Origin of the sequence: Pseudomonas putida (genome assembly GCF_002741075.1) — a bacterium.
Taxonomy (GTDB): Bacteria; Pseudomonadota; Gammaproteobacteria; order Pseudomonadales; family Pseudomonadaceae; genus Aquipseudomonas; species Aquipseudomonas putida_T.
The window spans coordinates 172459-193720 of record NZ_CP016634.1 but is presented as its reverse complement, the minus strand read 5'-3'; the positions used below and the strand labels follow the sequence as shown (position 1 = coordinate 193720).

General features: G+C 62.5%; 21 protein-coding genes. 15 read left to right on the top strand and 6 right to left on the bottom strand.

What is annotated here, in order from left to right:
* Positions 1-124: 124 nt before the first annotated feature.
* From IEC33019_RS01230 to IEC33019_RS01205, 6 genes are all read left to right on the top strand, one after another.
* Complete coding sequence (locus IEC33019_RS01230) at positions 125-1618, top strand: acetyl-CoA hydrolase/transferase family protein (RefSeq protein ID WP_070091408.1); 1494 nt, start codon at positions 125-127, stop codon at positions 1616-1618.
* A 376-nt stretch (positions 1619-1994) separates the two neighbouring features.
* Positions 1995-2210 carry a DUF1127 domain-containing protein gene (locus IEC33019_RS01225; RefSeq protein WP_070091402.1) on the top strand — a complete coding sequence of 72 codons (216 nt, stop codon included), beginning with the start codon at positions 1995-1997 and terminating at the stop codon, positions 2208-2210.
* Positions 2211-2505: 295 nt separating this feature from the next.
* Positions 2506-2823, top strand: a complete 318-nt coding sequence (locus IEC33019_RS01220) for a DUF2388 domain-containing protein (RefSeq protein WP_070091401.1) — start codon at positions 2506-2508, stop codon at positions 2821-2823.
* Positions 2824-2980: 157 nt separating this feature from the next.
* Complete coding sequence (locus IEC33019_RS01215) at positions 2981-3274, top strand: DUF2388 domain-containing protein (RefSeq protein ID WP_070091406.1); 294 nt, start codon at positions 2981-2983, stop codon at positions 3272-3274.
* Positions 3275-3310: 36 nt separating this feature from the next.
* Positions 3311-3631, top strand: coding sequence for a DUF2388 domain-containing protein (locus IEC33019_RS01210; protein ID WP_070091400.1), 321 nt, complete (start codon positions 3311-3313; stop codon positions 3629-3631).
* Complete coding sequence (locus tag IEC33019_RS01205) at positions 3628-5586, top strand: DUF7844 domain-containing protein (RefSeq protein WP_099592771.1); 1959 nt, start codon at positions 3628-3630, stop codon at positions 5584-5586. Before IEC33019_RS01210 ends, IEC33019_RS01205 begins: the two co-directional genes overlap by 4 nt.
* Positions 5587-5764: 178 nt before the next feature.
* On the opposite strand, the gene IEC33019_RS01200 is transcribed toward IEC33019_RS01205, so the two are convergent.
* Positions 5765-6166, bottom strand: coding sequence for a GFA family protein (locus IEC33019_RS01200; protein WP_070091399.1), 402 nt, complete (start codon positions 6164-6166; stop codon positions 5765-5767).
* Between the two features lie 269 nt (positions 6167-6435).
* On the opposite strand from IEC33019_RS01200, the gene IEC33019_RS01195 reads away from it, so the two are divergent.
* The 9 genes from IEC33019_RS01195 to IEC33019_RS01155 all read left to right on the top strand — a co-directional run bounded on the left by IEC33019_RS01195 (position 6436) and on the right by IEC33019_RS01155 (position 16638).
* Positions 6436-7743 (top strand): CitMHS family transporter, encoded by a 1308-nt coding sequence (locus tag IEC33019_RS01195; protein ID WP_070091398.1) that lies wholly within the window; start codon positions 6436-6438, stop codon positions 7741-7743.
* A gap of 69 nt (positions 7744-7812) precedes the next feature.
* Positions 7813-8583, top strand: coding sequence for a TerC family protein (locus IEC33019_RS01190; protein WP_070091397.1), 771 nt, complete (start codon positions 7813-7815; stop codon positions 8581-8583).
* Between the two features lie 255 nt (positions 8584-8838).
* A complete protein-coding gene (locus IEC33019_RS01185; protein WP_070091396.1) occupies positions 8839-10497 on the top strand; it encodes a Na/Pi cotransporter family protein in 1659 nt (552 codons plus the stop codon).
* 31 nt (positions 10498-10528) lie between these two features.
* On the top strand, positions 10529-11935 hold the full coding sequence (locus tag IEC33019_RS01180) for a M16 family metallopeptidase (RefSeq protein WP_070091395.1): 1407 nt from the start codon (positions 10529-10531) through the stop codon (positions 11933-11935).
* 108 nt (positions 11936-12043) lie between these two features.
* Positions 12044-13066 (top strand): DUF5924 family protein, encoded by a 1023-nt coding sequence (locus IEC33019_RS01175; protein ID WP_070091394.1) that lies wholly within the window; start codon positions 12044-12046, stop codon positions 13064-13066.
* An 85-nt stretch (positions 13067-13151) separates the two neighbouring features.
* On the top strand, positions 13152-14285 hold the full coding sequence (locus IEC33019_RS01170) for an ABC transporter permease (RefSeq protein ID WP_070091393.1): 1134 nt from the start codon (positions 13152-13154) through the stop codon (positions 14283-14285).
* Entirely contained in the window at positions 14282-15076 is a 795-nt protein-coding gene (locus IEC33019_RS01165; RefSeq protein ID WP_070091392.1) for an ABC transporter ATP-binding protein, read from the top strand. Before IEC33019_RS01170 ends, IEC33019_RS01165 begins: the two co-directional genes overlap by 4 nt.
* A gap of 3 nt (positions 15077-15079) precedes the next feature.
* A complete protein-coding gene (locus IEC33019_RS01160) occupies positions 15080-16018 on the top strand; it encodes an MlaD family protein (RefSeq protein WP_070091391.1) in 939 nt (312 codons plus the stop codon).
* On the top strand, positions 16015-16638 hold the full coding sequence (locus tag IEC33019_RS01155) for an ABC-type transport auxiliary lipoprotein family protein (protein ID WP_070091390.1): 624 nt from the start codon (positions 16015-16017) through the stop codon (positions 16636-16638). Before IEC33019_RS01160 ends, IEC33019_RS01155 begins: the two co-directional genes overlap by 4 nt.
* Here IEC33019_RS01155 and IEC33019_RS01150 read toward each other — a convergent pair.
* From IEC33019_RS01150 to IEC33019_RS01130, 5 genes are all read right to left on the bottom strand, one after another.
* Positions 16620-17849: a nucleoside recognition domain-containing protein gene (locus tag IEC33019_RS01150; RefSeq protein ID WP_070091389.1), complete on the bottom strand. Its 1230-nt coding sequence runs from the start codon at positions 17847-17849 to the stop codon at positions 16620-16622. The two genes, IEC33019_RS01155 and IEC33019_RS01150, sit on opposite strands and share 19 nt — an antisense overlap.
* 310 nt (positions 17850-18159) lie before the next feature.
* Positions 18160-19512, bottom strand: coding sequence for a glutamate/aspartate:proton symporter GltP (gltP, locus tag IEC33019_RS01145; RefSeq protein WP_070091388.1), 1353 nt, complete (start codon positions 19510-19512; stop codon positions 18160-18162).
* 731 nt (positions 19513-20243) lie between these two features.
* The gene (locus tag IEC33019_RS01140; protein ID WP_070091387.1) at positions 20244-20714 is read right to left on the bottom strand and encodes an inhibitor of vertebrate lysozyme family protein; all 471 of its coding nucleotides are present in this window, start codon (positions 20712-20714) and stop codon (positions 20244-20246) included.
* A 2-nt stretch (positions 20715-20716) separates the two neighbouring features.
* A complete protein-coding gene (locus tag IEC33019_RS01135) occupies positions 20717-20878 on the bottom strand; it encodes a DUF1328 domain-containing protein (protein ID WP_003252966.1) in 162 nt (53 codons plus the stop codon).
* Between the two features lie 42 nt (positions 20879-20920).
* Positions 20921-21205 carry a hypothetical protein gene (locus tag IEC33019_RS01130; RefSeq protein WP_070091386.1) on the bottom strand — a complete coding sequence of 95 codons (285 nt, stop codon included), beginning with the start codon at positions 21203-21205 and terminating at the stop codon, positions 20921-20923.
* Between the last annotated feature and the right edge of the window lie 57 nt (positions 21206-21262).

Genomic DNA, 21262 nt, shown 5'->3' with positions numbered 1-21262 from the left:
ATTTGCATGATCCAGATCAACGGCTCTAAATCCAGCCTTCGCCTACGACCATGGTCGTGGGACGGCAACGGGCGAAATCTCTAGACTGCGCTCCAGTAGCTTCAGTAGCCCGAGATAACAATCCATGTACCGTGATCGTATCCGCTTGTCCTCCCTGCACAGCAAGGTAATGAGTGCGGCTGATGCCGCTGGCCTGATCCAGGACGGCATGACCGTCGGCATGAGCGGTTTCACCCGCGCCGGCGAAGCCAAGGCCGTGCCACATGCCCTGGCCGAACGCGCCAAGCAGTCGCCCCTGAAGATCAGCCTGATGACCGGCGCCAGCCTGGGCAACGACCTGGACAAGCAGCTGACCGAGGCTGGCGTGCTCGCTCGCCGCATGCCGTTCCAGGTAGACAGCACCCTGCGCAAGGCCATCAACGACGGCCAGGTGATGTTCATCGACCAGCACCTGTCGGAAACCGTCGAGCAACTGCGCAACCAACAGCTCAAGCTGCCGGACATTGCGGTCATCGAGGCCGTGGCGATCACCGAACAAGGCCATATCGTCCCGACTACGTCCGTGGGTAACTCGGCCAGCTTCGCGATCTTCGCCAAGCAGGTGATCGTCGAAATCAACCTGTCGCACAACGCCAACCTCGAAGGCTTGCACGACATCTATATCCCGACCTATCGCCCAACGCGCACTCCGATCCCGCTGGTTAAAGTCGATGATCGCATTGGTAGCACCGCGATCCCGATCGACCCGGCCAAGATCGTCGGCATCGTGATCAGCGACCAACCGGACTCGCCGTCTACCGTGCTGCCACCGGACAACGAAACCCAGGCCATCGCCGACCACCTGATCGACTTCTTCAAGCGTGAAGTGGACGCCGGCCGCATGACCAACAAGCTCGGGCCACTGCAGGCCGGCATCGGCAGCATCGCCAACGCGGTCATGTGCGGCCTGATCGAGTCGCCGTTCGAAGACCTGACCATGTACTCCGAAGTACTGCAGGATTCGACTTTCGACCTGATCGACGCCGGCAAGCTGCGCTTTGCCTCGGGCAGCTCGATCACCCTGTCGACCCGCCGCAACGCCGATGTGTTCGGCAACCTGGAGCGCTACAAGGACAAGCTGGTGCTGCGTCCGCAGGAGATCTCCAACCACCCTGAAGTGGTGCGTCGTCTGGGCATCATCGGCATCAACACAGCGTTGGAGTTCGACATCTACGGCAACGTCAACTCCACCCACGTCTGCGGCACCAAGATGATGAACGGCATTGGCGGCTCCGGCGATTTCGCTCGCAACGCCCATCTGGCGGTGTTCGTCACCAAGTCGATCGCCAAAGGCGGCGCGATTTCCAGCGTAGTGCCAATGGTCAGCCATGTGGATCACACCGAGCATGACGTGGACATCCTCGTCACCGAACAAGGTCTGGCCGACCTGCGTGGCCTGGCACCACGCGAGCGCGCTCGGGCGATCATCGACAACTGCGTGCACCCGGACTACCGCGCCGCACTCAACGACTACTTCGACCGCGCTTGCCAGCGTGGTGGCCACACCCCGCATATTCTGCGTGAAGCACTGAGCTGGCACGAAAATCTGGAAGAAAGCGGGCGCATGCTCGCCAGCTGATCCAGTACAGCCTGCCTTGACCCCCATCGCGGGACAGACCCGCCCTCACTGCTGTGAGGGCGGGTCTGTCCCGCGATTGCGTTCTGACCCACACAGTCTGTCGTGGTCTCGCCCACAGACTTTATAAAACTGTACTACTGTACTGCTTAAAATCTCGCTTTCTTCCTTTCCTGCCTTCGCATTCTTTCACTTATGCACTAAATAGGTGCGCACCGGTACAGTTTCGCCAATTTCGAGTGCAACAGTCGCCTTAGACAGTTAACTGAGCCATCGCAATACTGATGAACTGTATCTACTGTTCTGGACGACAGAGGAGGATCATTGGCATCAGTTAAATCACTACCTAATGCCGCCATAAGCGGAAGGATGACACATCATGGAACGTACCCTCAGTTCCGACCTCGTTTTCGAAAACAACGCTCAAGCCTCTCACGCTTCGCTGCCTCTGCGCGCCCTGTCGACCCTGCTGCTGTGGCAGCGTCGTGTCAGCAGCCGCCGTCAGCTCGCTCGCCTGGACGGTCGCCTGCTGGCTGATGCCGGTATCACCGAGTCCCAGCGTTTCGAAGAGCTGAGCAAGCCGTTCTGGCGCTAAGCCCGGGCTCGCTGGCTTCGGCCGGCACCCTAGAACTCCAAAGCCCGTCGTGGGAGACCGCGACGGGCTTTTTGTTTTACAGGGCTCTAGCTCGCAGCACTCAGCGCAAACCAGTACAGTTAGTCGATATTTGTTTTCGACCATAACAGTTTGGCGCAAAGCACTGGCACTTGACCTCTGCACCGCTGCCGCGTGATACGCTCTAGTCAGCCGCTTGGTTGAAAGCATCGCGACGATGCCGAGCGTGCGCACGATAAACAGAACCACCCAGACCCTTACGCAGGAGTCCACGACCATGTCCCGTAAACATCTCATCGGCGCCGCCCTGCTGCTGGCCCTGGCCGGCACCGCCAACGCCACCAGCTTCGTCGTCACCACCGACACGGTCGTGCGCGGTGTAGCCGCCTCCACCGATGCCACCTCCGATCTTTCCTCGTCGTTCCGTGACAACAAGATCGTCCAGGCTGCTCGCGACGATGCCGCAACCTTCGTCGGCAGCGAAGGTGCCATCCGTGGCGCCAAGCTCGAAAGCGCGTTCATTCACATCCGTCAGCAGTTGCCAAGCCTGCAGGCCAGCGACGCGCAACTGGCCCAGGCCATCCTCGCGCTCTGACACTGCCTAATGCGGGAGGCCCCAAGACGCTGGTCAGCCAGTGGAAGGGCTTTTCCGCGTAGGGCTGCACAGCGGCCCACTCAAGCCGGACACGCTGGCCTTGGCCGACGTATCTGGGGTAGCCTTCGCCGTTCACCTTCGTCGCCTTCAGAACTCCATGCGTTATTTGTTGCCGTTACTGCTCGCCCTCATCGGCGTGGGAAGCGCCCATGCCATGGATGTCACTACCCAGAGCCTGGTCGCCAGCGGTTACGTCACCAGCAAGGTGACCTCGGCACCGTTCGATCGCAAGCTGGTCATCCAGGCCCGCGACGACGCCGCAGCCTTCGTTGCCACCGACGGTCTGATCCGCGGTTCACGCCTGCAGGCGGCACTCGATTCACTGCGTCATGCCCATGAGTACCATTCTGTCGGTGACCGTGAACTGGCCGAGGCAATTCTCGTCCAATGAACATGTCTGACTCCTTGTATCTTCCGGAGATGCTCCATGCGTAAACCGCTGATCGCCGCCGCCCTCGGCATGCTGTTGCTGGCCGACCTGGCCCAGGCTCAAACCCTGGTGGCCACCAGCAATATCATCGTCCGTGCCTTTGGCCGTTCGATCGATTTCACCTCTGACACCACCACGTCCATCCGCGACTCCAAAGTCGTGCAACAAGCCCACGACGACGCCGCCAGCTTTGTCGCCAGCAATGGCGATATTCGCGGCGCACAGCTCGAGGCCGCCTTCGACACCCTTCGCCAGCGCGTCCCAGAAGCACGCGATGCCAGCGATCAGGTACTGGCCGAAGCCATCCTCGCCCTGTGAACCACGTGCGTGCCTGGCTGCTGGGTTGCATCCTCACGCTGCTCGGCACGCCCGCCCTGGCAGGTCTGCAGCTCGAGCTGCAGGCCGCCGGCCTCGATCCCCAGCAGCAGCAGGCCTCCCAAGCCCTGCTCGATGAGGCCATGGACAAGCTTCCCCCGCGCTTCAAGCAGCAACTGGATCGACGCATCCAGGTAAGCTGGAGCGAGCGCATGCCCGCCGACGCCTATGGCCAGGCCTCACCGGTCGCGACCCTGGAACTGAACCGTCGCCTTCTGCCCAGCCTCACCGATGGCAGCGCAGCCCAAAAGCAGACCGATCGTCCCCACGGCACCGTCCGCCAGGAGCTGCTGGCCACCGTGCTTCACGAACTGACGCACATCTACGACCGCGCACGCCTGTGGCCTGTGGCCGAACGCCAGGTGATCACCCGCTGCAAGCGCCAGCAGGGCACCTTGGGCAAGATCGGTCTGCCTGAGCAGTGCCGGGGTCAGGCTGAACGACGCTTTACCCTGAGCGATGACCCGCGCCTGCTCGACCTGGCCGGCTGGCCGCAATATGTCGGCCGGCGTGGCGAACGCGAGCAACACAACGGCCAGCTGGCCCGCAGCCCCGACAGCTATGAGCTGAGCAGCCCCAAGGAGTTCGTTGCGGTCAATATGGAGTATTTCCTCCTCGACCCGAGCTACGCCTGCCGCCGCCCTGCGTTGAATCAGTACCTGCGCGACCACTTTGGCTGGGCTCCGCAGCAGAACAACTGCGTCAGCGGTCTCCCGTTTCTCAATGCCGGGACCGATTTTGCCCGCCAACCCCTGGGCGAGATCGACCCGAAGCGGGTCTATGAAGTCGATTACCTGCTGGCCGAAGCCAACCAGAATTGGGTGAGCCGTTGGGGTCACAGCATGCTGCGCCTGGTGATCTGCGCCCCGGGCAGGCCACGCGGCCCGGACTGTCGGCTGGACCTGGACCAACACCTGGTGTTGTCGTATCGGGCGTTCGTCAACGACGTTCAGTTATCCAGCTGGGACGGCCTGACCGGTGCCTATCCCTCGCGCTTGTTCGTGCTGCCGCTGAGCCAGGTGATCGACGAGTACACCAAGACCGAACTGCGCAGCCTGGCGTCGATCCCGCTCAAGCTCAGCCGCCAGGAGGTCGAAAGCCTGGTGCGCCAGGCCGCCGAGATTCATTGGAGCTACGACGGCAACTATTACTTCTTGTCCAACAACTGTGCGGTCGAGTCCCTGAAACTGCTGCGCAGCGGTACGGGCAACCCCCGTCTGAACGACCTGGACAGCATCATGCCCAATGGCCTTCTGGAAGTGCTCAAAGGGCGAGGACTGGCCGACACCAGTGTCCTGGATGACCCACGCGAGGCCCTGCGCCTGGGCTATCGCTTCGACTCCTATCGCGAGCGCTACCAGGCGATGTTCGATGTGCTGAAAAAGCAGCTGCCGATCAAACAAAACAAAGTCGAGGATTGGCTGGCCCTGGATGCCAAGGACCGTAGCGCCTGGTTCCCGCAAGCTGACCTTCGCACCAGCGCCGCATTGCTACTGCTCGAGCAGGCCAGCCTGCGTCGCCAGTTGCTGCTGGCCCAGGACGAGGTCAAGCAACGTTACCTGAACGCCACCGCGCTCAAGGACGGCAGCATCTCCAAGGCCAACGAGACCTTGCAGAAGATGCTCGCCAACAGTGGCTTCCTCAGCCGCCCAGCGGAGTTGCTGGAAGACAAGGGCTATGGTTTGCCGCAACCCGAAGAGCGCAAGCAGCTCGAGAAGATCAGCAGCGAACGCCAGGCCCAATTGCTACGCCTGAGCACCGATCTGGACAAGGAGGTACGGGCATTGCTGGAGCCTTCGCGGGCCAAGGAGATCGCAGCGGTGGAGGCCAACGTGAAGCAGATCGGCGTACATTTGCGGGCGTTGCACAAAGCGGCGGGCGGCTTGCAGCTTCCCTGACACAGTTCGGCACAGTGGCACCCGTTCTCGGGTCCTGCGCAGATCCTGCAAACGGCGCGCTATTTGTAGGAGCGGCCTTGCGCCGCGATCGAGCGCAAAGCGCCCGTGAACTTGCCACTTCGATGCACCAGACCTAGCGCCGCCCGTCAGGTTCGACAACTGCTGCACACCCCCAACGCTAGAGACTTTCTTCCGGTTCCCCTGGCAGATCCTCATCCAAGTGCAGCCAAGGCAGCCGGCTGCTGGTCCAGATATGCCGGTTGGCCCGCACGCGCTCCGGATGGTCCAGGGTCGCCACCGTGACATCGATGCTTTCTGGACTGCGCGTCGTCACCAGCGCCACATGTGCCCCACAGTTTGAGCAGAAGTAGCGGCGGCAACTGGCCGGAGCGACATAACAGCCCGGCGTGCCCGCCAGCCATGTGAAATCGTCGCGGGGCAGGGTAAGCCAGGTCACCACCAGACCACCGCTGACTCGTCGGCAGATCGAGCAGTGGCAATGGGCAATGTCCGTCAGCTCGCCTTGCAGGCGATAGCGTAGGGCGCCGCAATGGCAGCCACCTTCCATCACGTCGGGCATCCGCACTACCTCCTGTCGCCAGGCTCCAGCCGAAAGCTGGCTGAAAGCTTCCGCCAATAGGATAGCCCCACTACCGGCAGCAGACCGGTCAGCCAGGGCATCCGGAAGCTTCCGCGCCCGGCCCAATCAACAACAACAATGGTGATACCCGATGTTTTCCTGTGCCCGCCTGTCCGCTGTACCCCTCCGGCTACTCCTCGCGCAGCGCTTGACGCGCTGATCCGCCCGAATCGACTTTCCTTTCGCAGCGTAACGCCTGGAGTACTGCCATGCTGACCTTCCTCGGCTTCGCCATGGTCATTTCGTTCATGTACCTGATCATGACCAAACGCCTGTCCGCGTTGATCGCCCTGATCCTGATACCGATCCTGTTCGCCCTGTTCGGCGGTTTCTACAGCCACATCGGCCCAATGATGCTCGAAGGCATCAGCAAGCTCGCGCCCACTGGCGTGATGCTGATGTTTGCCATTCTCTACTTCGCCCTGATGATCGACTCGGGCCTGTTCGATCCGGCCGTGCGCAAGATCCTCAAGCTGGTCAAGGGTGACCCGCTCAAAGTGTCGGTGGGGACTGCCGTGCTGGCCCTGGTGGTCTCGCTCGACGGTGACGGCGCCACCACCTACATGATCTGCTGCGCCGCCATGCTGCCGCTCTACAGCCGCCTGGGGATGAGCCCACGGATCATGGCCGGGCTGATCATCCTCGCCGGCGGCGTGATGAACATGACCCCCTGGGGAGGCCCCACCGCCCGGGCCGCCAGTGCCCTGCACGTCGATCCGTCCGACATCTTCGTGCCGATGATCCCGGCCATGGCCTTCGGCGTCCTGGCGATCCTGGCCATCGCCTACCTGTATGGCAAGCGCGAGCGGGCCCGTCTGGGCGAACTGCACCTGCCCACCGACGACATCGACCACAGCGAGATCACCGTTTCGCAGTTCCCTGAGGCCCGTCGGCCCAAGCTGATCTGGTTCAACGGCGCCCTGACCGCCGCGCTGATGGTCGCCCTGATCGCGGGCGCATTGCCGCTGCCGGTGCTGTTCATGATCGCCTTCAGCATCGCGATGATCGTCAACTACCCGTGCCTGCAGCAGCAAAAAGACCGCATCGCCGCCCACGCCGGCAGCGTACTGGCCGTGACCGGGCTGATTTTCGCCGCCGGTATCTTCACCGGCATCCTCTCCGGCACCGGCATGGTCGAGGCCATGTCCAAGAGTTTGCTGGCGGTGATTCCCGACGCGCTCGGGCCGTACCTGGCAGTGATCACGGCGATCGTCAGCATGCCGTTCACCTTCTTCATGTCCAACGACGCCTTCTACTACGGGGTTCTTCCGGTACTCTCGGAAGCAGCCAGCCACTATGGCATCACCCCGGTGGAAATGGCCCGCGCGTCGATCGTCGGACAGCCGGTACACCTGCTCAGCCCCTTGGTACCCTCTACCTACCTGCTGGTGGCCCTGGCGGGTATCGAATTCGGCGATCACCAGCGCTTCACACTCAAGTGGGCAGTGCTCGTGTGCCTGTGCATAATGCTCGCCGCGCTGCTCATGGGGATTTTCCCGCTGTTCAGCAGTCTGTAAGAAACGCGCACTATTCAACCGCGACGCACCCACTTGGGTGCGTCGCCCTTATCGTTCGAAGGAAAACACATGGAATGGCTGACCAGCCCGGAAATCTGGGTTGCCTTTTTTACTCTGACGGCGCTTGAGATCGTTCTTGGTATCGACAACATCATCATGATCTCGATTCTGGTCAGCCGCATGCCCAAGCACATGCAGCCGCGCACGCGGATCTTCGGCCTGGCCCTGGCCATGGTGACACGCATCATGTTGCTGCTGTCGATCACCTGGGTGATGCGCCTGACCGACGACCTGTTCGTCGTCTTCGACCAGGGCATCTCGGGACGCGACCTGATCCTGTTCTTCGGTGGCCTGTTCCTGCTGTGGAAAAGCTCCCAGGAGATCTACCACGGCCTCGAAGGCGAGGACGAGAGCGCCGAAGAACCCAAAGGCGCTGGCGGCAAGTTCTTCTACACCATCATTCAGATCGCCATCATCGACATCGTGTTCTCGCTGGACTCGGTGATCACCGCCGTCGGCATGGTCTCCCACGTACCGGTGATGATCGCCGCCATCATCGTTGCCGTGCTGGTGATGATGCTCTGCGCTGGCACCATCAGTGACTTCATCGACAAGCACCCATCGCTGAAAATGCTGGCGCTGTCGTTCCTGATCGTGGTCGGTACCGTGCTGATCGCCGAATCCTTCGACGTGCATGTACCAAAAGGCTACGTTTACTTCGCCATGGCGTTCTCCCTGGCGGTGGAAGCGATCAACATCCGCATGCGTACCGCCTTGGCACGAAAGCAGGGCAAGGAGCATGAACCGGTGAAACTGCGTAAGGACATCCCGGGTCAATAAGATCAGCAAGCGCAGGAAAGAAAGGGCCCTTCGCAGGGCCCTTTCTCGTTCCTGGCGCGAAGCTCCCAAGGCTTGATGACAGCCCTTTCATGACTCAATTGTTTCAAATGCCTGGCGAGCATGCGAAGCTGGCGGCAGGTCCGCAAAACAACTAAAGCTTCAGTGAGCCCACTAAAAGGCCCACCCCCGGGCCAGGCTCACAGCTTCATCTATTGGCCCCAGCCTGGGGCACAAGGCAACAAGGGGGCCCAGAACATGCTGACCCTGCTCAACCTGCTGTCCGCCGTGGCCTTGCTGGTGTGGGGCACGCATATCGTGCGTACCGGCATCCTGCGGGTGTACGGCTCCAACCTGCGTCGGGTGCTCAGCCAGAACATGAGCAAGCGCCCGCTGGCCTTTGTCGCAGGCATCCTGGTCACCGCCATGGTGCAGAGCAGCAACGCCACCGCCATGCTAGTGACATCGTTCGTGGGGCAGGGGCTGATGGCCATGACCCCGGCACTGGCGATCATGTTGGGCGCGGACGTGGGCACCGCGCTGATGGCGCGGGTGCTGACCTTCGACCTGTCATGGCTGTCGCCGCTGCTGATCTTCCTCGGGGTGATCTTCTTCCTCTCACGCAAACAGACCCGCGCCGGCCAACTCGGGCGTGTCGGGATCGGCCTGGGCCTGATCATCCTGGCCCTGCAACTGATCGTGCAGGCGGCGGCGCCCATCACCCACGCCCAAGGCGTACGGGTGCTGTTCGCCTCGCTGACCGGCGACATCATGCTCGATGCCCTGGTAGGTGCGTTGTTTGCCTTGGTGTCCTATTCCAGCCTGGCTGCCGTGCTGCTCACCGCCACGTTGGCAGGGGCCGAGGTCATCAGCCTGCCGGTGGCGATCGGCCTGGTGGTGGGCGCCAACATCGGTAGCGGCCTGCTGGCATTCCTGACCACCAGCATGCAGAACTCCGCCGGCCGACGTGTCGCCCTGGGCAGCTTGCTGTACAAGCTGATCGGTCTGGTGCTGATCATCCCCGTGCTGCATCCACTGGTCGACTGGATGGACTCGCTAAGCTTCAGCCCCCAGGAACTGGTGATCGGCTTCCATCTGCTCTACAACACGCTGCGCTGCCTGGTCATGCTGCCCACGGTCAAACCCATGGGCCGGTTGTGCAGCTCGCTGCTGCCAGAACGCGAAAATGGCAATGGCCCGATCAAGGCACGCCACCTGGACGCCACCGCCCTGGGCACACCAAGCCTGGCCCTGGCCAACGCAGCCCGCGAGACTCTGCGCCTGGGCGATATCGTCGACAGCCTGCTCGACGCCATGCTCGGCGCACTTCGCGGCACACAGACCGCGCTGCCGCAACAGGTGCGGGCCCTGGCCGAGGATGCAGAGGCCCTGTACAGCGCCATCAAACTGTATCTGGCACAGATGACCCGCGAGGACCTCAGCGAACAGGATAATCGGCGCTGGGCCGAGATCATCGAGCTGGCCATCAACCTCAAGCTCGCCAGCGACCTGATCGAGCGCATGCTGCGCAAGGTCCAGCAGCAAAAGACCTCGCAGCGCCGGGAGTTTTCCCAGGTCGGGTTGGAGGAGCTCACCGGCCTTCAGGAACAATTGCTGGCCAACCTGCGCCTGGGGTTGTCGGTGTTCCTCAGCGCAGACCCCGAGAGTGCCCGCCTGCTACTGCGCGAGAAGCGCCGTTTCCGTGCACAGGAGCGGCGCCTGGCCCATGCCCATGTCAGCCGCCTGCAACGTAAAGTGGTGCAAAGTATCGAGACCAGTTCGCTACACTTGGAGCTGATCGCCGACATGAAGCGATTGAACTCTTTGTTCTGCAGCAGTGCCTATGTCGTACTGGGCGGCGCGGATACGGGCGGACTTCTGCTCGACAGCGTGCCGGACGAAGCCCGCCTGTCCTGAAACCCGCACACCTGGAGACCCGAGCTCGCCGATGCGTTGCCTGATGTTCGTTTGCCTGCTGATCTTCAGCCTGCCCTCGCTTGCCCTCGATCGTTCACGGGTGGAGGGCTACCTGTTGCCCAATGGCCTGCAGGTGATCCTCAAGTCAGGCTATGAGCGCGATCACGTGGCCATTCGCCTGGTGGTCGGCGTCGGCCTGGATGACTTCGACTGCGACCAAAAAGAACTGCCGCACCTGCTCGAACATCTATTGTTCAGCGGCATCGACGACACCGGCGAGGGTGGCCTGGAAGAGCGCCTGCAATCGTTGGGCGGGGAGTGGAACGCCTACACCAGCAGTGCCGACACCACTTTCGTGATCGAAGCGCCCGCGCGCAATCAACGCAAGGTCCTCGACCTGTTGCTGTCGGTGATCCGTGATACCCGTATCGATGCCAAGGCCTTGGCGACCGCGAAAAAAATCATCGAACGTGAGGACGGCGGCCACTATGGCCACCTGCAACGCTGGCTCGACCGTCAGGACATCGGCCACCCGGGCAGCGACCAGTTGGCCGTGGAACTGGGCCTGAAATGCGCCGAACGCTCCAATATCGATGACATGACCCTAGAGCAGGTGAAAACCCTGCGCGAACACTGGTATGCCGCCAACAACATGACCCTGATCGTGGTCGGCGGCCTGGACCGCCTGCTGCCGGCCTATCTGGAACGCACCTATGGCGAACTGCCGGCCACCGAGCCGGGCGAACGTCGTACCCTCGACACCATCACCCAGCAGGCCGAGCAGCGCCGCGACCTGACCCGTGGCTGGCTGGGCGACAGCGTCAAGCTGCATTGGCTGTTCATCGAGCCTGAGACCGACAACGACCAGAACGCGACCCTCGATCTGCTCTCGCGTTACCTGGACTGGGCCCTGTACGACCAACTGCGGCTGCGTCATGGCTTGTCCTATGGACCGTCGGTGCAGCGCGAGAGCTTTGGCGATACCGGCATGCTGGCATTGAACGCGGACCTCGAGCGCCAGGATGTCGACCAGGCGATCAAGGTGATGGAGCAGTTGTTCGATCATCTGCGCAAGAACGGCCTGGACCCGGACACCTTCGCCCGCATCAAGGACGCGGCGATCGCCCGTGAAAGCTGGAGCACCCAGGGCAACAGCGCCCTGGCGGACTACTACTGGGGAGCGCTCAACGACTACAGCGACGGGCGCTTCCGTGACTCGGCGCGCAAGCTGCGTCAGGTGAGCCTCAAGCAGGCCGATGCCGCCTTGCGCGCGATGCTCAAGGAGCCCGGCTATCTGCGCATCGAAAAACCGCTGTTTGGCTTCGACGAGCTCTATGGGCTGCTTGCGTTGCTGCTGGGGGTGATCCTCGCCGTGGGCCTGCTGCGCCTGCGACGCCATTCGGTGCCCAAGCCCGACGGCGCTACACGCAAGCCCTGATTCGACGGTATCCTGTGACATATCATCGTGCCAGTTCAGCCCCTCTGCGGGGCCGAACTTGCACGCAGGCTCCAGGCCTCCCATTCTCCTGCTGTGTTCATTGATTCCATGCCCCCAATTCCCACTTTCGTCATCCGCCTGATCGAGCTGCTCAAGCGCTACCCGGGCATCATCGCGCTGGGTGGTTTCCTGTCCGGTATCGGCAGCTTCATCCTCGTCGATCGCCAGGCCAGCCTTGCCAGTTGGGTCGCCGTCCTCATGCTCGTCAGCTGGGTCTGGCTGATGCTGGAGAACACCCTGACCGGCCTGTTCACCAAGGTCTTCAAGCGCGAGATTCCCCAACCGCTGCTGCGCTACGCGACGCAGATGATCCACCAGGAGAGCCTGTTCTTCGTCCTGCCGTTCTTCTTCATCACCACCACCTGGAACAGTGGCCAGCTGGTGTTCACGGGCCTGCTCGGCGCGGCAGGCCTCATCTCGATCATCGACCCGCTGTACTACAAGTGGCTGGCACCCCGACGCTGGTTGTTCCTGGCGCTGCACACCTTGACGCTGTTCGCCGCCCTATTGACGGCGTTGCCGATCATCCTGCACCTGACCACCGCGCAAAGCTTCAAGCTGGCGTTGATCGCCGCCATGGCGCTGTCGTTCCCGAGCCTGGCCAGCAGTTTTCCGATCAACAACTGGCGGCGTGCAGTGGCCCTGGTGCTGGTGACCCTGACTGTCGGCGCCGGCGGTTGGCTGTTGCGCTCCTGGGTACCCCCGGCGACCCTGTGGATGACCGAGGTGGCTGTCAGTACCGAAGTGCAGAATCGCCAGCCCGGCGACTCTCTGGACGAGGTTCCCGTCAGTCGCATCCGCAGTGGCGGCCTGTATGCCTATACGGCGATCAACGCCCCGCGCGGCCTGAACGAGCGCATCTACCATGTGTGGCAGTTGAATGGCAAAGAAGTCGACCGCATTGCCTTGGACATCCATGGCGGGCGCAAGGAAGGCTATCGAGCCTGGACCCATAAGCAGAATTTCCCGCCCAATCCGGTGGGCAAGTGGCAGGTGAGGGTACTGACCGAAGATGGTCAGGTGATTGGCGTGCTGCGCTTCAAGGTGCTCGACGACACGCCCGCACCGTGAGCCTAGGAGGCGGGCGACAGTCCGGCAGCCCCAGCCGCTCTGGTGCGCTATGATCTGACTCGACGCCTCGCGCCCTGTCAGATGCATGGAGCCTATGACCACCCCCAGCGCCACCCTGGACACCAGCAGCCAACCGGCCTGCCTACGCATCGCCGGTGACTGGACCTTGGCCCACTACGCCAGCCTCAAGCGCGAGAGCGAGCGGCTGCGCTCGCAGTATGGCGACGATACGGTCGCCGACCTGAGCCAGCTGGGCCGGCTCGACACCGCCGGCGCCTCGCTGCTGGCCGAGCTGCTCGGCTCCGAACGCCTGTCGCACTGCACCAATGACCTTCCCGAAGCCAGCCGCGCCTTGCTCAAGAACGTCTACTGCTCGGTGCAGGACTACTGCATCCCGGTCAAGGAAGCCGAGCGCCCGGTCCTGCTGCTGTTGCTTGAGCGCATCGGCTGCGCCGTCGCCACACTCTGGCAGGACACCCGGCAGTTGCTCGGCTTCATCGGCTTGGTCCTCGAGACCCTCGCCCGCCGGGCCTTTCAGCCGCACCGCTGGCGGGTCACGCCGGTGGTCGCGCACATCGAGCAGACCGGCCTGGACGCCGCACCGATCGTGGCGCTGCTGACGTTCCTGGTGGGCGCGGTGGTGGCGTTTCTCGGCGCCACGGTGCTGGAGGACTTCGGCGCCACGGTCTTCACCGTGGATCTGGTGGCGTTCTCCTTCCTGCGGGAATTCGCCGTGCTGCTGACCGCCATCCTCATGGCCGGGCGCACCGCCAGCGCCTTCACCGCCCAGATCGGCTCAATGAAGGCCAACGAAGAGATCGATGCCATCCGCACCCTGGGGCTCAACCCCATCGAACTGCTGGTGGTGCCGCGGGTGCTGGCCTTGCTGATTTCCCTGCCGCTGCTGACCTTCGTCGCGATGATCTGCGGCATCGTCGGCGGTGCTGTGGTCTGCGCCCTGTCCCTGGGTATCTCGCCGGCGATGTTCCTGTCACTGCTGCAGAGCGACATCGGCGTGCAGCACTTCATCGTCGGCCTGGTCAAAGCACCTTTCTTCGCCTTCCTGATCGCCGCCATCGGCTGCCTGGAAGGTTTCAAGGTCAGCGGCAGCGCCGAATCGGTTGGCGCGCATACCACCTCCAGCGTGGTGCAATCGATTTTCGTGGTGATCGTGCTCGATGCCGTGGCCGCGCTGTTCTTCATGGAGATGGGCTGGTGAATGGCATACGCGACGCGGTAATCGAAGCCCGGGGCCTGTGCAACCGATTCGGCAGCCAGAGCGTGCACGAAAACCTCGACCTGGACCTCTACCGCGGCGAGATCCTCGCCGTAGTCGGCGGCTCAGGCAGCGGCAAGTCGGTATTGCTGCGCAGCATCATCGGCCTGCGCCGACCCAACGAAGGGCAAGTCAAGGTCTTCGGGCAGGACCTGGCGACACTCAACAGCGAGCAGCGCTCCCAGGTGGAGCGGCGCTTTGGCGTGCTGTTCCAGAAAGGCGCGCTGTTTTCCTCGCTCACGGTCACCGAGAATGTGGCCCTGCCACTGATCGAGCACGCCGGGCTCTCCCGCGCCGACGCCGAACACTTGGCCGGGGTCAAACTGGCCCTGGCCGGCCTTCCGATCTCCGCCGCCGACAAGTACCCATCCTCCCTGTCCGGCGGCATGATCAAGCGCGCAGCCCTGGCCCGGGCCCTGGCACTCGACCCGGATATCCTCTTTCTCGACGAACCCACCGCCGGCCTCGACCCGATCGGCGCCGCCGCGTTCGACCAGTTGATCCTGACCCTGCGCGACGCCCTGGGCCTTTCGGTGTTCCTGATCACCCACGACCTGGACACCCTCTACACCATCACAGACCGGGTCGCCGTGCTGTCACAGAAAAAAGTGCTGGTGGCCGGCCCCCTGGCCCAGGTCGAGCAGACCGACGACCCCTGGATCCACGAATACTTTCATGGCCCGCGTGGGCGGGCGGCCGAGCAGGCCGCCGCCAGTGCCGGGCAGGAGCGCTGAACAATGGAAACCCGAGCTCATCATGTCCTGATCGGCCTGGTCACCGTCCTGGTGGTGGCCGGCGCCATGCTGTTCGGCCTGTGGCTGACCAAATCGAGTGTCGATGACACTTTCAAGGACTACGAAGTGGTGTTCAACGAAGCGGTGTCCGGCCTGTCGCGGGGCAGCCCGGTGCAGTACAACGGCATCAAGGTCGGCGACGTCAGCACCCTGCGCCTGGACCCCAAGGACCCACGTCGAGTGCTGGCCCGCATCCGCCTGAGCGCCGACACGCCGGTCAAAGAAGACACCCAGGCCAAGCTGACCCTGGCCGGCGTCACCGGCAACTCGTTCATTCAACTCAGCGGCGGCACCCCGAAAAGCCCCGAACTCAAGGGCAAGGACGGCAAGCTGCCGGTGATCGTCGCCTCGCCATCGCCCATTTCGCGCCTGCTCAACGACAGCAGCGACCTGGTGACCAACATCAACCTGCTGCTGCACAACGCCAACCAGATGTTCTCCGACGACAACATCGAACGCCTGAGCAACACCCTGGCCAACCTTGAGCAGACCACCGGCACCTTCGCCAGCCACAAAGGCGGCATCAGTCAGGCCATCGATCAATTGGCCCAGGTCGGGAAACAGGCCAATGCAACCCTGGCCGAGACCCAGGCCTTGATGCGCAACGCCAACAGCTTGATCGGCAGCGAAGGCAAACAGGCCATCGACAGCGCCGAACAGGCCATGCAGTCGCTGGCCGAAAGTACCGAGACCATCAACCAGATGCTCAACGACAACCGCGAGGCCATCGATGGCGGTGCCCAGGGCTTGAACCAACTGGCGCCGGCCATCCGTGAACTGCGTGAAACCCTCAACGCGCTCAAAGGCATTTCCCGGCGCCTGGAGGCCGACCCGAGCGGCTACCTGCTGGGCCGCGACAACAACAAGGAGTTCCAGCCATGAGACCGTCGCTGCGCCTTCTGGCGGGGGTGGCCACCTTGAGCCTGGCCACGGCCTGCTCGATCCTGCCCAAGACCGATCCGGTGGACATCTATCGCCTGCCGGTGAACCAACCCTCCCGCACCGCCAGCACGCTGGACTGGTCGCTGCGCCTGAACAAGCCACTGGCCAGTGAGGTCTTGGCCACCCCCCGTATCGCAGTGATCCCCCAGGGCGATGTGATCAGCAGCTACAAGGGCGCACGCTGGAGCGATCCGGCGCCCTTGTTGATGCGCAACCGCTTGCTCGATGGTTTTCAGCGCGACGGGCGGGTGCAGCGCCTGAGCGCCGATGACAGCAACCTGCAGGCCGATTACGAGCTGGCCGGCGAGCTGCAGGCCTTCCAGAGCGAGTACCGCGCAGGCGGCACGGTGGACGTGGTGATCCGCTATGACGCGCGCCTGGTGGACGGGCGCAGTCAGCGCATCCTCGCCAGCCATCGCTTCGAGGTGCGCCAGCCGCTGGCTGACAAACAAGTGTCAGCCGTCGTGGCAGGCTTCGGCAATGCCAGCGACCAACTGGTCGGGCAACTGGTGAACTGGACTGTGGCCCAGGCCAACCAGGCTCAGGTGAAGAACCAGTAGCAGACCAGGATCGCCGCGATCACACCGGACAGCTCGGCGAGCAGGGCACACCCCACGGCGTGCCGCACCCGCTGGATGCCTACCGCGCCGAAGTACACCGCCAGCACGTAGAAGGTGGTCTCGGTGCTGCCCTGCACCGTCGCCGCTACCAGGGCCGGGAAACTGTCGACACCATGGGTTTGCATGGTCTCGATCAGCATGGCTCGCGCCGCGCTGCCCGAGAACGGCTTGACCAGCGCCGTCGGCAGGCCATCGACGAAACGGGTGTCCAGGCCGATCCACTCCACCGCGTGTCGAATGCCGTCCAGCGCCAACTCGAGGGCGCCGGAGGCGCGCAGCACGCCGACTGCGCACAGCATGGCGACCAGGTAAGGCAGCAGGCTCTTGGCCACATCGAACCCTTCCTTGGCTCCCTCGACGAAGGCCTCGTAGACTTTCACCCGCCTCAGCGCACCGATCACCAGGAACAGGATGATCACCCCGAACAACGTCAGGTTGCCCAGGATCGACGACAGACTGGCCAGCGCCGTTGCCGAGAGGGTGCCGAGAAAGGCCATGAACGCCCCCAGCAACAGGGCACCGGGCACCAGATAGGCGAGCACTACCGGATCCCATAGGCGCAAGCGCTGCATGACGGCCACCGAGAGCAGGCCGACCAGGGTCGAAGCGCTGGTGGCCAGCAGGATCGGCAGGAACACCAGGGTCGGGTCCATGGCCCCTTGCTGGGCGCGGTACATGAAGATGGTCACAGGCAGCAGCGTCAAGGACGAGGCGTTTAGCACCAGGAACAGGATCTGCGCGTTGCTGGCCGTGGTGCTGCTGGGGTTCAGTTCCTGCAAGGCACGCATGGCCTTCAGGCCGATGGGCGTTGCTGCGTTGTCCAGGCCCAGGCCGTTGGCGGCGAAGTTCATGGTGATCAGGCCCAGGGCAGGGTGACCAGGCGGTACTTCCGGCATCAGGCGGGCAAACAACGGCCCCAGGACCTTGGCCAACCATTCAACGATACCGGCCTGTTCGGCGATTTTCAGGAAGCCTAGCCAGAGGGTGAGGGTACCGAACAGCAGAACCATGACCTCCACCGACAGCTTGGCCATGGCGAAGATACTTTCGACCATCGCCGCGAAGATGCCGGCATTGCCCCCGACCAGCCATTGGGCCAGGGCGCTGACGGCCGCCACCAGGAAAAAGCTGAGCCAAAGGCCGTTGAGCATCCGTGAATTCCCCCAGAAAAATGCCCGAATGATAGCGTATCGCGCCCGCGGGCTGGAGCAGCGGATTGGAAGGGCCTGCTGGAATAACTGCCCTAGCTTGCTCCAGCCTGTTCGCGGGTTTACCCGCGAAGCAGGTGGCGCGGTGGCGGCAGTTCACCCCACTCCCACAGCGACGGCGTTGTGAGTGAGAGCACCACAGAGCTAACTAGGCCGAGCAAGACGCCGCAGAACAGCTTGCTCAAGGGCCGTGAAAGCTAACAGACAACAAAAAGCCCCGATCGAGTCGGGGCTTTTGGGTCGGCACGTGCGCTTAGTGGTGCTGCTGAACGGCCTTGCCCGGCTCAGCTGCCGCTGCCACAACGGCGTCATGCTTGTGGCCGGCGAGCAGCGAGCTGTAGTAGCGCTCGCCCTTGGCGGCGTCGTACATGCCTTCCCAGCGCGCGATGACCAAGGCAGCCAGGGCGTTGCCGATCACGTTCAGGGCGGTGCGGGCCATGTCCATGATGCGGTCGACACCGGCGATGAACGCCAGGCCTTCCAACGGAATGCCCACGCTGCCCAGGGTCGCCAGCAAGACCACGAAGGAGACACCCGGCACACCGGCGATGCCCTTGGAGGTGACCATCAGGGTCAGCACCAGCAGCAGTTGCTGGCTCCAGGACAGGTCGATGCCATACAACTGGGCGATGAAGATCGCCGCGATGCTCTGGTACAGGGTCGAGCCATCGAGGTTGAAGGAGTAACCGGTCGGCACCACGAAGCTGCAGATCGATTTCGGCGCGCCGTAGGCTTCCATCTTCTCGATCACACGCGGCAGCACGGTCTCGGAGCTGGAGGTGGAGTACGCCAGGATCAGCTCATCTTTCATGATGCGCATGATCTTGATGACCGAGAAGCCGAACAGGCGAGCTACCAAGCCCAACACCATGAAGGCGAAGAAGGCAATGGCGAAGTACACCAGCAGCACCAGCTTGGCCAAAGGCAGCAGCGAGGCGAAACCGAAGTTGGCGACGGTAACCGCGATCAGGGCGAACACGCCGATCGGGGCATAGTTCATGATCATGTGAGTGACCTTGAACATGGTCTCCGACACGGCCTGGAAGGTGCGCACCAACGGATCGCGCAGATCGCCTGGCAGGCTCGACAAGCCCAGGCCGAACATCACCGAGAAGAAGATGATCGGCAGCATCTCGCCACGGGCGACGGCGGCGAAGATGTTGGACGGGATCAAGTTGAGCAGGGTCTCGATGAAGGCATGCTCATGCTGCACCTCGGCCGCAGTGGCCTGGTACTTGGAGATGTCGACGGTGCCCAGGGTGCTCATGTCGATACCGGCACCCGGATGGAACAGGTTGGCCAGTACCAGGCCGACGACGATGGCGATGGTGGTCACCACCTCGAAGTAGATGATGGTCTTCAGGCCAATGCTGCCCAGTTTCTTCGCGTCGCCAACCCCGGCGATGCCCACGATCAGCGACGAAATCACGATCGGGACGACGATCATCTTGATCAGGCGAATGAAGATGTCACCGGCAGGCTGCAGGACGTTACTGATCCACCATGCCTTTTCTGCACTGAAATGGTTCAGCAGCGCGCCGATCGCAACGCCCAGGACAAGTCCGATGAGGATCTGCCAGGCGAGGCTCAGTTTTGCCTTCTTCATGTCTTACCCTTTCTTCTAGTGGTCATGGGTGCCAGGCGGAAAAACGCATCCCAGAGCCTTTGTCAGCGTATTGGGTAGCGTTGGACTTCCGTGCGGCGACGCCATCGAAGGTCACCGCAAGCGAGCGTCGGACGCTCGGGCCTGCGAAAAAAGGCGGCAACTATTGCGACGGGAAGGGGGGCAGTCTAATGCCGGAAATGACTACCCTATGCCGGATCGGCATGAGGCTTGAAGGGAAATTTGCGCATCAGAAGGGGTTGGCTTTTCGCCGTTCGGATTTCCGAACAAGACCAAAGCGCCATATTTCGGCCGATTTACCAGCATCCATTCGAGGGTTCTCATCCCTTGTTCGACAATCCGAATGGCACCGGATGTGGCAGCGTCGTCAGGCATGCCCACAAAAAAAATTTCGATATACGGTCGAGACAAAATGTGTCTAGAGGGAAAAATACCGAAAGCGGTAAATCTGCTTTCTTATATAGGCGTCTCGGAAGTCTGACCTGGCCCTTGCGCCTCATCTGACGCCGCAGGTCAAAACTTCCGACACCGCCCTTCCTGACCCGGCCCATGACGGAGGTACTCCCTGTACCCCTAGGCCACTCCGATCCTGCAACAATCAGAACAGCCCAGCCCCTTGGTCATGCGTCACCCCTCCTCGGAGCGGCGCATCATAGAAGCCTGAAAAATAAAAAGGTTCAGCTTCTAGCACGTTACACACCCGTGACCGTCGGTCAGTACCACTTCGGGTCACGCTTGAGCTGCTCCTGCAGCAGGGCTTTCATCCCGTCGTCCGGGTCACCCAACCAGCGATACTGCGCGTGCCGGGTGGGCGACTTGTCCGCGGGCAGTCCTTCGGGAACTTCGACGAGCATCCCGTAGGCATGGTCCTTGTCCCAACTGAACGCCACCACGAGGCGCTTGTACGTGCAATTGGACTGGGACTCGCACAAAGGCCCGACCAGGTATTGGTCACCGTCCTCGGTAACCGCCGACATCTGCTGCTGCGAGCTGCCGGAAAGATTGATCACCCAGTCGGGCAGGCGTTCCTCGCCTTTAACTGTGTCCTGCCAGGTTTCGCGGTACTCGGGGTCCGAACCCAGTAACTGATCGACCCGGACCTGGCCATCGTTGGCCGCTATGGCCGATGTGCCACCGCCCATCAACAAGGCGGTGGCCAGGGCTGTGCAAAGCATCCGGCTCATGCTCAACCTCTGCCGCGTCCGAAGAAGAAAGAAGCCACGAACAGGACCAGGAAGACGATGAACAGAATCTTCGCGATGCCAGTGGCTGCGCCGGCGATACCACCGAAGCCCAGTACAGCAGCGACAATGGCGATGATCAGGAAGGTGATAGCCCAACTCAGCATGATGGTTCTCCTTTCTTTTTTGAAATCGATCCGGTACGGCGATCAGAACACCCAGCGTTCCTCATGGATGACGCTGTCCAGGTTGGTTGGCGAAGCCATCGCAGCCGGCAATGGCGCAGTGGCTTTGACCAACGTATTGGCATGGCTCGCCTGAATCTGCGTCAACAGTGCGGTCTGCGCCGCCACCTGTTCGGCCAGACGCGCAGTCTGCCAGCTGTAGTAGAACTGGCCAGCGGCAAGCGTCAGCAGCAGCGCAAAGCCCAGGAACAGACATTGGCGCCAGGGCAATTGCGCAATCTGCGGGCGGTTGACGAATGGGCGATTCATGCCGGCTCCTCCTGCTGTGTTTTTATTCGAAACCTAGGCAGGAAGTTGCAGCCTGCA